This window comes from Rhodococcus ruber, assembly GCF_027270735.1.
GTDB lineage: Bacteria > Actinomycetota > Actinomycetes > Mycobacteriales > Mycobacteriaceae > Rhodococcoides > Rhodococcoides rubrum_A.
This window is the reverse complement of the sequence record NZ_JAPWIJ010000002.1, coordinates 1-13,293: the sequence shown is the minus strand read 5'-3', so window position 1 is coordinate 13,293 and position 13,293 is coordinate 1. Positions and strand designations below refer to the sequence as shown.

The window sequence follows — 13,293 nt, the reverse complement described above, 5'->3', positions numbered from 1 at the left end:
AACCCCGCACCTACTCGTAGGTGCGGGGTTCTTTTTCTCGTTCGATACGAGCTGCGAAATCAGACTCCGACTGTGACGTCGGCAGAGTGCACGCCTGCGCCCTCGGGAGCGATGACGGTGTCGCCGTTGCCCGATGCCGACAGTGCGCGCAGCGTCCACTGGCCGGGAGCGGCGAAGAAGCGGAAGTCTCCGGTGCCCGACGCGACGACCTCGGCGGTGAACTCACCGGTGCCGTCGAGCAGACGAACGAATGCCCCTGCTACCGGCTCGCCGTCGCCGGCGAGGACGCGGCCGGTGATGACCGTCTCCTTCTCGACGTCGACGCCTGCGGGGATGGTCTGGCCCTGTACGGGTGCTCCACACATATCAGTGAACCTCCAACTCGATGGGTGCTCCGACGAGGGAGCCGTACTCGACCCAGCTACCGTCGTAGTTCTTGACGTCTTCCTTGCCCAGGAGCTCCTTGAGAACGAACCAGGTGTGGCTCGAACGCTCACCGATGCGGCAGTACGCGATGGTGGCCTTGTCGTCGTCGTAACCCTTGGTCTTGTACAGCTCTTCGAGCGCCTCGTCGGACTTGAACGTGCCGTCCTCGTTGGCGGTGGTGCTCCACGGGATGTTGATCGCCGACGGCACATGGCCACGCTGCTGAGCCTGTTCCTGGGGCAGGTGAGCCGGGGCGAGGATCTTGCCCGAGAACTCGTCGGGCGAGCGCACGTCGATCAGGTTCTTGTTGCCGATGGCGTCGATGACCTCGTCGCGGAACGCGCGGATCGACAGGTCTGGAGCCTCGGCGCGGTACTGCGTGGTCTCCCGGCTGACGACGTCCTTCGAGAGTGCGCGTCCGTCGAGCTCCCACTTCTTGCGTCCGCCGTCGATGAGCTTGACGTCCTGGTGGCCGTAGAGCTTGAAGTACCAGTACGCGTAGGCGGCGAACCAGTTGTTGTTTCCGCCGTACAGAACGATGGTGTCGTCGTTGCTGATGCCCTTGGCCGACAGCAGATCCGAGAACTGCTCCTGGTTCAGGAAGTCGCGACGGACCGGGTCCTGCAGGTCCTTGCGCCAGTCGAGCTTGACTGCACCTTCGATGTGTCCGCCGTCGTAGGCGCTGGCGTCTTCGTCGACCTCGACGAAGACGGTCTTCGGTGCGTTCAGGTTCTGCTCGGCCCAGTCGGCAGAGACCAGGACGTCGGAGCGAGCCATGGTGTTCCTTTCGGTCTTTCTTGTACGGATCGGAAGAACGTTGTCAGTGCGAGGTGCTGCGCAAGCGCGCCGCGAGGGGGTAGAGCATGCAGCCGAGGCAGACCGCGAACGCGGCGTTGAGAAACGCCGCGAACAAGGCGAAGCCTGCTGCCACGGTGCCGACGACGGGAGCGCCGAGTGCGAAGCCGAGAACTCCGACGGCGGCGAATGCGAATCCCACCAGCTGAGCGAACTTCAACGGAGCCACCGGCTCGCGTTCGCTGGTCGGGGAGAGACGCGGAGCGACGAACGTCGCGTAGATCGTGCCGTACGGACTGTGCTTGGGTCCGCGTACGGCTCCGATTCCGAACACGATCGCCTGTAGCCCGAGCAGGATTGCCGCTGCGGGGACCGAGAACGTGGTCAGGAGAAGTACGACTACCAGGACGGCGGTGGTGATCCACGCTGCGAAGCGCGGGCCGCGGACGTCGACCTGGTCGATCGTGGGGGAGTCGGGTGTCGACATCGAGAAGTACTCCTGTACGAGGCCGGGGCACGCCGCATAGGCAGTGCTCGGACGTGGATTCCTGTCTTGGGCCGACATCACGCATGGGCGTGGCGGCAGAAGGAAATCAGCAGCAGCGACAGCAACATCCGCCCAGTCGGCACAGATCAACCGTGCGTCGACTGGTGAGCATCAGCTCGTGGCGGGAGAACACGAAGAGCATCCTACCCGCTACCAGCGGCGCGTTGAACCGCCGGCCCGAGCGGGTGCGGTCACAAGGCGTCGAGCGCGGACCGCAGAGCCGCCGCGGAGGGAACCCCCGCGATTCGCGAGCGCCGGCGCAGGTCGGTGTCGAGCACGAACGTGGTGGGCAAGGACAGCACTCCCAGTTCGCGGGCGAGAACAGGGTTGGCGTCGATGTCGAGCTCCACTTCGCGGGCTCCGCTGCGGTCGCTCAGTACCTGCCCGACGACGCGACGGACGGCCGCGCACGGTCCGCACCAGTCCGCCGAGAAGTGCAGCACGGTCGCGGTGTCGGTGGTGATGCCCGCCTCGAGCAGGAGTGGGAGAAGAGTGTCGGTGTCGGAGCCGGTGTCTCGTACCGCGCGCACGGCACCGGACCGGCTCCGGAGATAGAACCCGGTAGCTATGGCAAGGACCGCCACGACCAACAGAACTGTGATCCCTGTCACGGCTTTTCGATCTCGTTGAGGTCGATCGTAACGTTGTCACCCGAACCCTCGATGACGATCTGCGACCCTTCCGCGTAGACGTCGGTCGGCAGCAGTCCGAAGGGCAGGTTCTGCCGCTCGATGGTTTTGGTGAAGAACCCGAGCACTGTCGGCTTGGCGAAGTCGGGAATCGTGAAGTCCGCCCGACCCTCGGGGCCGAAGTAGAAGTCGGATGCCACGATGGCGACACTGTCGCCCTCGAGCGACAGGTCGGCTTGCACGCTCACTGTGGTCTGCAGTGGGCCGACCGGCACGGTTCCGGTCAGCACGACGCCTCCGGTCGTCGTCTTGCCCGAGCCGCCCGAGCCGCCCGTGCCGTCGGACTTGTCGGCAGGGGGCGCAGAAACCTGCAGGTCGACGATGCCGAGGAACCGGCCGAGGTCTGTCGCCTCGATGCGGACGCGGCCGTCGAGCTCGTCGACCGGAATGGCCCGGACGTTGTTGTCGATCAAGTCGGACAGGGCGATGTGCACGCCGCGAAGATTGGCCTCGATCGTCGTCGACCCGACGTATTCGGTGGGGACGTCCTGAGCCCTGATCTCGATGTTCTGGTAGCGGCCGTCCGCTGCTTGGGTGAGGAACGGGAAGCCGTGCACGATCACCTGGGGGTCGGAATTGAGCTCGCCACCGGCGCGAATCGCGCGCGAGACCCTGTACTCGGAGTAGGCCGCCGCGCCGAAATCCACGACGAGCGCGAGGGCCAGCAGGCTGACGAGTCCGATGAGAAGTGTGCGCACGCGTCCATTGTGACCGACGGGTCGCACACTGCCCGCTTCGGCCAGTTGTACGAACAAGCTAGTCTGTGTCCTTGACGAACACTCCAATCCAGCTCGAGCTGGACCGGCCAGCAGCAAGAATGGAGACGCAGTGGAGCTCCTACTACTGACCTCCGACCCCAATCCGGAGGGCGTTCTTCCGTCCCTTGCTCTTCTGGCGCATCACGTGCGTCCGGTGCCCACCGAGGTGTCCTCGCTTCTGGAAGCGGGATCGGCTGATATCGCGCTGGTGGACGCCCGCACCGATTTGGCTGCGGCACGCGGGTTGTGTCGCCTGTTGGGCAGTACCGGGTCGGCCATCCCCGTCGTCGCGGTCCTCACCGAGGGCGGGCTGGTGGCGGTCAACTCCGATTGGGGCCTGGACGACATCCTGCTCCCCGGTACCGGCCCGGCGGAGTTGGACGCGCGCTTGCGGCTACTGGTCGGTCGCAGCGGCGGCGTTGCGAGCCCGGAGGCCTCGGGCAAGATCACGCTCGGTGAGCTGATCATCGACGAGGGCACATACACCGCACGACTGCGCGGTCGTCCGCTCGATCTGACCTACAAGGAATTCGAGCTGCTGAAGTACCTGGCTCAGCACGCGGGCCGCGTGTTCACTCGTGCCCAACTGCTGCAGGAAGTGTGGGGTTACGACTTCTTCGGTGGCACTCGCACCGTCGACGTCCATGTCCGACGCCTGCGCGCCAAGCTCGGCACCGAGTACGAATCGCTGATCGGCACCGTGCGCAACGTGGGATACAAGGCGGTCCGGCCAGCGCGCAACACCAAGGGCGGCCCAGCCGCGTCGGACGGCGCGGGCGGGGATTCCGGCGATGCGGATTTCGAGTTCGAGCAGGAGAGTACTCTCTCCTAGATGAGTTCGGATACTGCGTTCGGCGTCCATCCCATCGACGGCGACGCACCGTCTTCTCGGGTTTCCGACGAGATTCATCGGATCCTTTCTCGCGCAACCGAAGTCGACGGTACCGCGCCCCTCTCGGAGCAGGCGGTGAAGGCGGTCGACGCCGGCGAGGGCGTCGTTCGTCTCGTCGCCACCGAAGGTGATCGCGTCGTTGGTTACGCCGGAATCGCCGACGGGATGGCCGAGGCGGTGGTCGATCCTTCTTCCCGCGGTCGCGGCATCGGTCGCGAATTGGTTTCTCGCGCACTCGATATCGGCTCCGACACGCGAATCTGGGCGCATGGCAACATCGCCGCGGCGCAGTCCGTTGCAGCTCGTCTGGAGCTGAAGGTGGTTCGGGAACTGCTGCAGATGCGTCGGGCATCGGCCAGTCCTGATCTTCCCGATGTTGTTGTGCCGGAGGGCATTACGCTGCGAACCTATCGTGGGCACCAGGACGATGCCGAGTTGCTGAGGGTGAACAACGCGGCATTCTCCTGGCATCCCGAGCAGGGCGGCTGGACCGATCGCGACATCGCGTCGCGGCGAGACGAGCCGTGGTTCGATCCGGCGGGCCTGTTCCTGGCGTTCGAGGAAGGCAGCGACCACCTGCTCGGATTTCACTGGACCAAAGTTCATGCGGCGGACAGCAACGACCCGGCCATCGGCGAGGTGTACGTGGTCGGTATCGATCCGCAGTCGCAGGGTCGCGGTCTCGGACGGGTACTGACCCTGGCCGGGCTGCACTATCTGCACGGACGCGCACTGGACCAGATCATGCTGTACGTCGAGGCCGACAACACTGCGGCGGTGCACACGTACACCAAGCTCGGGTTCGAGAACTATCACGTGGACGCGGCGTACGCGCGCAGCGCCTGAACGGACATATCGGCCACGGTGTTCATCTCCCGTTCACCCACGCGGGGGTAAACGTCTACCACCTGCCCTTACCTTTCTCTCTGGGCGGCAACCAACGCCGCCTGGTGCGAGGTTTCTTTCGAGCCGGCACCCACACAGTCACTGCTCGGCCGATCAGGCCCGAGGCGTGAACACGGCCCAAGATTCCTCGGAGGAAACAGGTGAACCTCAAGCGCAACGGTGCTCTCATGAGTGCAGTGGCAGTCAGTGCCATGTTGCTGGCCGCATGCGGTAGTGACGCGAACGTCGCCACCACGGACGGCGCATCAGAGTCCTCGGCTACCTGCGAAGGCAAGTCCCCGCTGACCGGTGAAGGCTCGTCCGCTCAGCAGAACGCCATGTCCAACTTCACCTCGATCTACTCCGGCGTCTGCGCCGGCAAGGCCGTCGAGTACACCACCAGCGGCTCGGGCAACGGCCGTACGCAGTTCGTCGCCGGTCTCGTCGACTTCGCCGGCTCCGATTCGTCCATCAAGGACGATCAGGCCGCGCAGGCTGCCGTTCGTTGCGCCAACAACCCGGCGTGGAATCTGCCGCTCGTCTTCGGACCGGTCGCGGTGGCATACAACGTCGACGGTGTCGACAATCTGGTGCTGAACCCCGACGTCATCGCCCAGATCTTCACCGGCAAGATCACCACCTGGAACGACCCGGCCATCGCCGCGCTCAACGACGGCGCAACGCTGCCGTCGACCGCGATCACCCCGGTCTACCGCTCCGACTCCTCGGGCACCAGCGACAACTTCCAGCGCTTCCTGGCCGCATCCGCTCCCGAGGCCTGGACCCTGAACCACAGCTCCGACTGGGCCGGTGGAGTCGGCGAAGGTGCCAACGGATCCTCGGGCGTCGCCCAGGCCGTAGCCGCAACCCCCGGTGCGATCACCTACGTCGAGAAGGGCTTCGCCGACCAGGAGAGCCTGGGCAAGGCAGCCGTCGACTTCGGCAACGGACCGGTCGAGCTGAGCAGCGAGACCGCGGGCAAGGCCATCGACGCCGCGAAGTTCAAGGGTGAGGGCAACGACCTCGTCATCGACATCGACGGCCTGTACGCCAGCAACGCAGCCGACACGTACCCGCTGGTTCTGGCGACCTACGAGATCGTCTGCTCCAAGGGCTACGACGCCGACACCACGGCAGCGGTCAAGTCCTTCCTGCTCAGTGCAGCCAACGAGGGCCAGCAGGGCCTCGAGGCAGCCGGCTACGTGCCGCTGCCCGACGCATTCAAGGAACGCCTGGTCACCGCTATCGAAGCGATCGCCTGATTCAATGAGACGTAATCTTGCTTCGGCTCGCGGTATCGCGAGCCGAAGCAAGACCGTCCTCGACCCCCACACGAGACAGTGAGCGGTATGAGCGACACCCACTCGATGACCGGCGTCCCCTCCGCGGCTACCGTGCCCTCCACGGGTGCCGCGCACAAACCGGAAGAACCACAATTGTCAGACAAGAAAACATCGGGAACCGTCACACGTCCCGGTGACCGGATCTTCCGAGGCCTGGCCACGGGCTCGGGCATCTTCATCATCGCCCTGATCGCCGCCGTGGGTATCTTCCTGCTCTGGCGCGCGATCCCCTCACTGTCGAACAACACGGTCAACTTCCTGACCTACAACGGCGCCTGGGACACATCCGACACCTCCGCAATGGTGTTCGGTGTACTCGACCTCTTCCTGGTCACCGTCACCGTGTCGCTGTTCGCGTTGATTCTCGCGATGCCGGTCGCACTCGGCATCGCCATCTACCTGACGAACTACGCACCCAAGCGAGTCGCAGGACCGCTCGGTTACATCATCGACCTGCTGGCCGCGGTCCCGTCGATCGTCTTCGGTCTCTGGGGCCTGTACGTCCTCGCTCCCGCCATCAGCCCGTTCGCCGAGTGGCTGAACTCGTCGCTGAGCTGGTTCCCGCTCTTCAGCACCGGATCGGTCTCGATCGCCGGCGGCGGCACCATCTTCACCGGTGGCATCGTGCTTGCCGTGATGATCCTGCCGATCATCGCCGCCGTCACCCGTGAGGTGTTCATCCAGACGCCGAAGGGCCAGGTCGAAGCCGCCCTCGCGCTCGGAGCCACTCGCTGGGAAGTCGTACGCACCACGGTCATTCCGTTCGGTAAGTCCGGGTTCGTCTCCGGCTCGATGCTCGGTCTCGGCCGCGCACTCGGTGAGACCATCGCGCTGTACATCATCATCCGCAGCACCCAGGCGACATTCGGTGGAACGTTGTTCGACGGCGGTTCCACGTTCGCGACCAAGATCGCGCTGGCCGCAGGCGAGTTCAACAACCCGCTGCAGGCAGGGGCCTACATCGCCGCCGGTCTGGTGCTCTTCGTCCTGACCTTCGTCGTCAACGCAGGTGCTCGCGCCGCCATCGCCGGAAAGAAGGACTGACCCATGACCACAACCATGGACAAGCCCGTCAAGGAACCGACTTTCCAGGGCGTCAGCGCCCGGCGCAAGGCAGCCAACCTCTCGGCAACGATTCTCGTCAGCCTCTCGGTGCTGGTCGCACTCGTACCGCTCGTGTGGGTGCTCTACACGGTGATCTCCCGCGGTCTCTCGGCCGTGGTCTCACCTACCTGGTGGCAGAACTCGCAGGCCGGCGTCACCCAGTTCATCGCAGGCGGCGGCGCGTATCACGCCATTGTCGGAACTCTCCTTCAAGGACTGTTCTGCGCCGTCATCTCCATCCCGATCGGCATCTTTGTCGCTATCTACCTGGTCGAATACGGCGTGGGTACCCGGCTGGCGCGAGTGACGACGTTCATGGTCGACATCCTCACCGGTGTGCCGTCCATCGTCGCGGCCCTGTTCATCTACGCGCTCTGGATCGCCACCTTCGGCTTCCAGCGCTCCGGTGTGGCCGTCGCATTCGCTCTCGTTCTGCTGATGATCCCGGTGATCGTGCGCTCGGCAGAGGAAATGCTGCGCATCGTCCCCCAGGACCTGCGCGAGGCGTCCTACGCGCTCGGCGTGCCGAAGTGGAAGACCATCGCCAAGATCGTCATCCCCACCGCGCTGTCCGGAATCGTCACCGGAATCATGTTGGCCTTGGCCCGCGTCATGGGCGAGACGGCACCGGTGCTGATCCTGGTGGGATCCGCGACCGCTATCAACTTCAACATCTTCGAAGGGCCGCAGACGTCTCTGCCGCTCATGATGGTCGACCTGCAGAAGGCAGGAACCGGCGTGCTCACCGCTGAGCGCATGTGGGGAGCAGCCCTGACGCTGATCCTGATCGTCGCAATACTCAACATCGGCGCGAAGTTGGTCTCGAAGTTCTTCTCGCCCAAGAACTTCTGACCCACCCGACTCCAGCGAACCGTAAGGAACGAAGAACATGGCAAAGCGTCTCGATCTCAAAGACGTCAACATCTACTACGGCAAGTTCCACGCCGTCTCCGACGTCACCCTGGCCGTACCGCCGCGCAGCGTCACAGCGTTCATCGGACCGTCGGGCTGCGGTAAGTCCACTGTCCTGCGTTCGCTCAACCGCATGCACGAGGTGACCCCCGGTGCCCGCGTCGAGGGCTCGGTGCTGCTCGACGGCGAGGACATCTACGGCAACGGCGTCGATCCGGTGGGCGTGCGCCGCACCATCGGCATGGTCTTCCAGCGCCCGAACCCGTTCCCGACGATGTCCATCAAGGACAACGTCGTCGCAGGCCTGAAGTTGCAGGGCGGCCGCGGCAAGAAGGAACTCGACGAGATCGCCGAGCGCTCCCTCAAGGGTGCCAACCTCTGGAACGAGGTCAAGGACCGCCTCGACAAGCCCGGTGGCGGCCTCTCCGGCGGTCAGCAGCAGCGTCTGTGCATCGCTCGTGCCATCGCCGTGTCGCCCGACGTGCTGCTGATGGACGAGCCGTGCTCGGCTCTGGACCCCATCTCCACTCTTGCCATCGAGGACCTGATCCAGGAACTCAAGCAGGACTTCACGATCGTGATCGTCACCCACAACATGCAGCAGGCTGCACGTGTGAGCGATCAGACCGGCTTCTTCAACCTCGAGGCGACAGGTAAGCCGGGCAAGCTCATCGAGATCGACGACACCGAGAAGATCTTCTCCAACCCCACGCAGAAGGCCACCGAGGATTACATCTCCGGCCGCTTCGGATAGCCACATACCGCGAAGAACCCCCGCCGAGCGAAAGCTCGACGGGGGTTCTTTTCGTTGTGCGCCTGCCCCGATACGGACGTCGAGTAGCGCTGCTGGGCAACGCTACTCGACGAGAGCGGTACTACGAGGTGGGAATGTTGTTCTGGTGCAGGTCGACCGGAAGCTGGCCGGTGACGAGGAAGATCACTCGGCGGCCGACCTCGACAGCATGATCGGCGAAGCGTTCGTAGAAGCGCCCCAGCAAGGTCACGTCCACCGCAGCCGCGACGCCATGGCTCCACTCACGGTCCATCAGAACCGTGAAGAGGTGACGGTGCAGATCGTCCATTGCCTCGTCTTCCTCCTGCAACTTCGCAGCGCGCTCGGGGTCCCGTGTCTCGAGGACCTCGCGGGCGGACGCGCCGATCTGAACGGCGAGGCGTCCCATCTCGGCGAAGTACCCGTTGACGACCTCGGGGAGGGCGTGGTTCGGGTGCCTGCGACGGGTGATCTTCGCGACGTGCAGGGCAAGCGCGCCCATCCGGTCGATGTCGGCAACGATCTGAATTCCGGCCACCACCGACCGGAGATCGCCTGCGACAGGAGCTTGCAGGGCGAGGAGCGTGAAAGCCTTCTCCTCGCACACCGCGCTGAGCTCGGTGATCTTGTCGTGCTCGGAAATGACCTGCTCGGCGAGCACCAGGTCTGCTTGGAGGAGTGACTGAGTGGCCTTCTCCATGGCCGTACCAGCCAGGCTCGCCATTTCTCCGAGGAGATCGGCAAGCTCGTTCATCTGTTCGTTGTAGGCGACGCGCATGAGCGAAGTTTAGTAGGTCACACTGACCTGTTCGCTGTCCCGAGGGTTAACGGAGCATGAATGAAGTCAGGCACACGTGTCGTCGGCGGCATTGGTGAACGAAAGATCTTCCGGGAGCGGCGCGCTCTCGGTCGTGCCCTCCACCTGCGTGGCATCGATCGCGGTGCCGAACGCTGTCGGGGCTTGCGTGTATCCGGGGTAATTGGAGCCGAGCACCACCTCGACGACGTTGTTCAGGCTCGGAGCCAGCTCGATGGCTGCGCCGGGGATCGCAGACGCGACGGTCGCTGCGGCCGCTTCCTGGTCCTGGGAGTAGCGCACGACGGTCTGGGCGGCGGACCCCGAGAAGTTGCCCACCGTCAGGATCTGGAATCCGTAGGTCGCGAGCTCGTCGGATGCCGTTTGAGCCATTCCCGCGATATCGGACGCGTTCGATACCTGGAGGGACACTGTGCCCGGTTCGACGGCCAGTAGCGGGGCGTCGGGGGCGGTGGGGGGAGCCGGGGATTCGGGGGCCACCGGCTCCGCGCGTTCCTCGCCGGGCAGCGGATCGTCGTCGATGATGGCCTGAAAGATTGCCCCGATCGCGTCGTCGTTGGGGATCTCGTTGCCGTAGTCGTTGGTGCCGGTGGTGGGGATGGTGAGGAAGGTGACCGCGCCGGCGTCCACGTTCTGCAGCGATCGGCCCAGCGTCACCAAGTCCTGGGTCTTCACGTTCTCCACGAAGGTGTCCGAGGTGAACGCGTTGACGAACCCGTTCAACTTGCCCGGGTCGAGCAGAACCTTGTTCGAGAGTGCCGATCTGAGCAAGGACGACAGGAAGCGTTGTTGCCGTTTGATGCGGCCGTAGTCGCCGTTGCCCTCGGACTCGACGTTGCGAGCCCGGACGTAGTTCAGCGCGGTGCGCCCGTCGATGCGTTGCGTACCGGGGTTGGGCAGCACGTCTCCGAGCTCGTAGTCGATCAACGGTTGCGCGGTGCAGACCTCGACGCCGCCGACCTCGTCGACCATGGACTCGAACCCGGCGAAATCCATTCCCACGAAGTGACCGATGCGTAGGCCGGAAATCTTTTGGATCGTTTTGACCAGGCATTTGGGGCCGCCGAGGGCGTAGGTGGCATTGAGCTTGTCGCCGTAGGCCTCGGGGAACATCTCACCGGTGTAGGTATTGGTGTCGTTGTCGAACTGCTCGCATTCGGGGCGTGTCACATCGAGATCGCGGGGGAACGACACGGCGACGACGCGGCTGCGATCGGCCGGAATGTTGACGAGCATGACCGTGTCCGAGCGGGCTCCCTCGGCGTCGGCGACGGTTCCTGCACCCACCTCGCCGCTGGCCCCGGTGCGAGTGTCGGTACCGACGATCAGGTAGGTCTCGTCGCCGTACTGGCCCGCGGCGTCGACGACGTCCGTCGAGTCGGGATCGAGCGCAGCGACCTGAAGAAATCCCTGGTCGGTATTTCGGAGATAGCCCCACACCACGCCGGTCAGTGCCACCGACAGGATCGCGATGACGGACACCAGACTCCGGCCGACCATCCGCAGTCGCCTGCGTCGGCGCACCCGGCTCATCGCCAACCGCGTCAGTGCCGGGCGGTCCGAGGCGGGCGCGCCCACCGGTTCCGGCACGGCATGCGGTGGCGGCGGTGGTACTGCCCGGGAGGGTGGGGGCGTGGAATCGGTGATCGGGGCGATGATCTCGGTGGGTTCTTCGGTCTCGGGCCGTTCGGTAGGTACCCGACGACTCGATCCCGACCGCGACATCTTGTCGACCAACTCGGCCACCGAGACGGTGTCGGCATTACGCGGCGATCGTTTGCCGAGCCTGCCGCTGTCGCCGGGCTGCGGTGGTGAATTCTGGTCCGGTGTGGACGGGCGTTCGGAGCGAGGCCGATGCTCTCCGTTTTGTCTGATTGAGGACAGCGGGCGCTCCCATGGGGCGCGACCCTCGGGCACGGACGGGCCCGACTCTCGATCGTCTCCCACGAATTCGAACCTGGCCTTCCATCACACGCACGCGTTGCCTACTCGGCAATCCAAGCCATAGTACTGACTCGAGCGGCATGGTCCACTTCGTACGAGGTGCGGGGCGGTCAGCTGGGGATCAGCCGCCCGAGTGCATGAGGTCGGCACCGGCCGGGACGCAGATGTCCTCCGGATCGTCGAGCCAGCCGTCGGGCAGAGCAACCGCGCCCGGTGAACCCTGTCGTCCGCGTGGCCCCTCTGCGTCCTTGGGAAACGGAACGGTCGGATCGAGTTGCGCCAGAAGATCGTCGAGCTCGGCGAGAGTGGACACCAAGGCCATCGAGACTCGAAGATCCGATCCCGCGGGGAAGCCGCGCAGATACCAGGAGACGTGCTTGCGCAGCTCGCGCAGACCCTTCTTCTCACCGTGGTGCTCGGCGAGCAACTCGGCATGCCGGGCGATGATCGTGGCCACCTCGCCGAGGGTGGGGGGAACGGGCTCCGGGCGACCGTTCAGGCGGGCGCTGAGTTCGGCGAACAGCCACGGCCTGCCCAGGCAACCTCGCCCGACGACGACACCGTCGCAGCCGGTCTCGGCCATCATCCGGACTGCGTCGGACGCGGAGAAGATGTCTCCGTTGCCCAGCACCGGGATGCCGGTGACGTGTTCCTTGAGTCGAGCGATCTCGTTCCAGTCCGCGGTACCGGAGTAACGCTGCGACGCGGTTCTCGCGTGCAATGCCACCGCGGCGGCACCCTCGTCGGCGGCGATTCGGCCCGCGTCGAGGTGCGTGTGGTGGTTCTCGTCGATGCCGACGCGGAATTTGACGGTGACCGGAATATCGGTGCCCTCGGTCGCCTTGACCGCCGCGGCGACGATGCGACCGAACAGGTTGCGTTTGTACGGCAGAGCGGCGCCGCCACCTTTGCGGGTGACCTTGGGCACCGGGCAGCCGAAGTTCATGTCGATATGGTCGGCCAAGTTGTCGTCGACGATCATCTTCGCCGCGGTGTACGTGGTGTCCGGATCGACGGTGTAGAGCTGCAGCGACCGCGGCGTTTCGGTGGGGCCGAAGGTCGTCATGTGCATCGTGGCGGGCTGTCTCTCGACCAGCGCGCGGGCGGTCACCATCTCACAGACGTACAGCCCCGACGTGCTACCTGCCCGCTCTAGTTCCTGTTCCCGGCACAGAGTCCGGAAGGCCACGTTGGTCACGCCTGCCATCGGTGCCAGGACGACGGGGCTGCGCAACTCCAGGGAGCCGATCTGCAATGTCATGGAAGAGCCTTTGGAACGGAGGGAGAACTTTCAGGAGAAAAAAGGGGTGCCCGGCACCGAAATCGGTACCGGGCACACCAGTCGAGCGAAATTTACGACGCGCGTGCTTCGGCCTTGGCGCGTTCGCGGGCGAGGGAGCGGTCTCGCA

Annotated in this window: 14 protein-coding genes; 6 read left to right on the top strand and 8 right to left on the bottom strand. The window is 64.9% G+C overall.

Features of this window, described 5'->3' with window-relative positions; genetic code table 11:
* Positions 1-59 precede the first annotated feature (59 nt).
* The 5 genes from O4220_RS03815 to O4220_RS03795 all read right to left on the bottom strand — a co-directional run bounded on the left by O4220_RS03815 (position 60) and on the right by O4220_RS03795 (position 3,155).
* Complete coding sequence (locus O4220_RS03815) at positions 60-365, bottom strand: DUF1416 domain-containing protein (RefSeq protein ID WP_032376387.1); 306 nt, start codon at positions 363-365, stop codon at positions 60-62.
* 1 nt (position 366) lies between these two features.
* A complete protein-coding gene (locus O4220_RS03810; RefSeq protein ID WP_269602273.1) occupies positions 367-1,203 on the bottom strand; it encodes a sulfurtransferase in 837 nt (278 codons plus the stop codon).
* A 43-nt stretch (positions 1,204-1,246) separates the two neighbouring features.
* A complete protein-coding gene (locus O4220_RS03805) occupies positions 1,247-1,708 on the bottom strand; it encodes a DUF4395 domain-containing protein (protein WP_269602272.1) in 462 nt (153 codons plus the stop codon).
* Between the two features lie 251 nt (positions 1,709-1,959).
* Entirely contained in the window at positions 1,960-2,379 is a 420-nt protein-coding gene (locus tag O4220_RS03800; RefSeq protein ID WP_269602271.1) for a thioredoxin family protein, read from the bottom strand.
* Positions 2,376-3,155 (bottom strand): LmeA family phospholipid-binding protein, encoded by a 780-nt coding sequence (locus O4220_RS03795; RefSeq protein WP_269602270.1) that lies wholly within the window; start codon positions 3,153-3,155, stop codon positions 2,376-2,378. Before O4220_RS03795 ends, O4220_RS03800 begins: the two co-directional genes overlap by 4 nt.
* A gap of 130 nt (positions 3,156-3,285) precedes the next feature.
* Here O4220_RS03795 and O4220_RS03790 point away from each other — a divergent pair, with 130 nt between their 5' ends.
* The 6 genes from O4220_RS03790 to pstB all read left to right on the top strand — a co-directional run bounded on the left by O4220_RS03790 (position 3,286) and on the right by pstB (position 9,105).
* Positions 3,286-4,047: a winged helix-turn-helix transcriptional regulator gene (locus O4220_RS03790; RefSeq protein WP_269602269.1), complete on the top strand. Its 762-nt coding sequence runs from the start codon at positions 3,286-3,288 to the stop codon at positions 4,045-4,047.
* Positions 4,048-4,953 carry a mycothiol synthase gene (gene mshD, locus O4220_RS03785; protein WP_269602268.1) on the top strand — a complete coding sequence of 302 codons (906 nt, stop codon included), beginning with the start codon at positions 4,048-4,050 and terminating at the stop codon, positions 4,951-4,953.
* 200 nt (positions 4,954-5,153) lie between these two features.
* Positions 5,154-6,254 (top strand): phosphate ABC transporter substrate-binding protein PstS, encoded by a 1,101-nt coding sequence (gene pstS / locus O4220_RS03780; RefSeq protein ID WP_269602267.1) that lies wholly within the window; start codon positions 5,154-5,156, stop codon positions 6,252-6,254.
* An 87-nt stretch (positions 6,255-6,341) separates the two neighbouring features.
* Positions 6,342-7,379: a phosphate ABC transporter permease subunit PstC gene (gene pstC / locus O4220_RS03775; RefSeq protein WP_032376395.1), complete on the top strand. Its 1,038-nt coding sequence runs from the start codon at positions 6,342-6,344 to the stop codon at positions 7,377-7,379.
* A 3-nt stretch (positions 7,380-7,382) separates the two neighbouring features.
* The gene (gene pstA / locus O4220_RS03770) at positions 7,383-8,291 is read left to right on the top strand and encodes a phosphate ABC transporter permease PstA (protein ID WP_269602265.1); all 909 of its coding nucleotides are present in this window, start codon (positions 7,383-7,385) and stop codon (positions 8,289-8,291) included.
* Between the two features lie 37 nt (positions 8,292-8,328).
* Entirely contained in the window at positions 8,329-9,105 is a 777-nt protein-coding gene (pstB, locus tag O4220_RS03765; protein WP_032376397.1) for a phosphate ABC transporter ATP-binding protein PstB, read from the top strand.
* 121 nt (positions 9,106-9,226) lie between these two features.
* Here pstB and phoU read toward each other — a convergent pair whose 3' ends face one another.
* The 3 genes from phoU to dusB all read right to left on the bottom strand — a co-directional run bounded on the left by phoU (position 9,227) and on the right by dusB (position 13,145).
* On the bottom strand, positions 9,227-9,901 hold the full coding sequence (gene phoU / locus O4220_RS03760; protein WP_032376398.1) for a phosphate signaling complex protein PhoU: 675 nt from the start codon (positions 9,899-9,901) through the stop codon (positions 9,227-9,229).
* Positions 9,902-9,967: 66 nt separating this feature from the next.
* Positions 9,968-11,887, bottom strand: coding sequence for an LCP family protein (locus O4220_RS03755; RefSeq protein WP_269602264.1), 1,920 nt, complete (start codon positions 11,885-11,887; stop codon positions 9,968-9,970).
* A gap of 118 nt (positions 11,888-12,005) precedes the next feature.
* The gene (gene dusB / locus O4220_RS03750; RefSeq protein WP_269602262.1) at positions 12,006-13,145 is read right to left on the bottom strand and encodes a tRNA dihydrouridine synthase DusB; all 1,140 of its coding nucleotides are present in this window, start codon (positions 13,143-13,145) and stop codon (positions 12,006-12,008) included.
* Positions 13,146-13,293 lie beyond the last annotated feature (148 nt).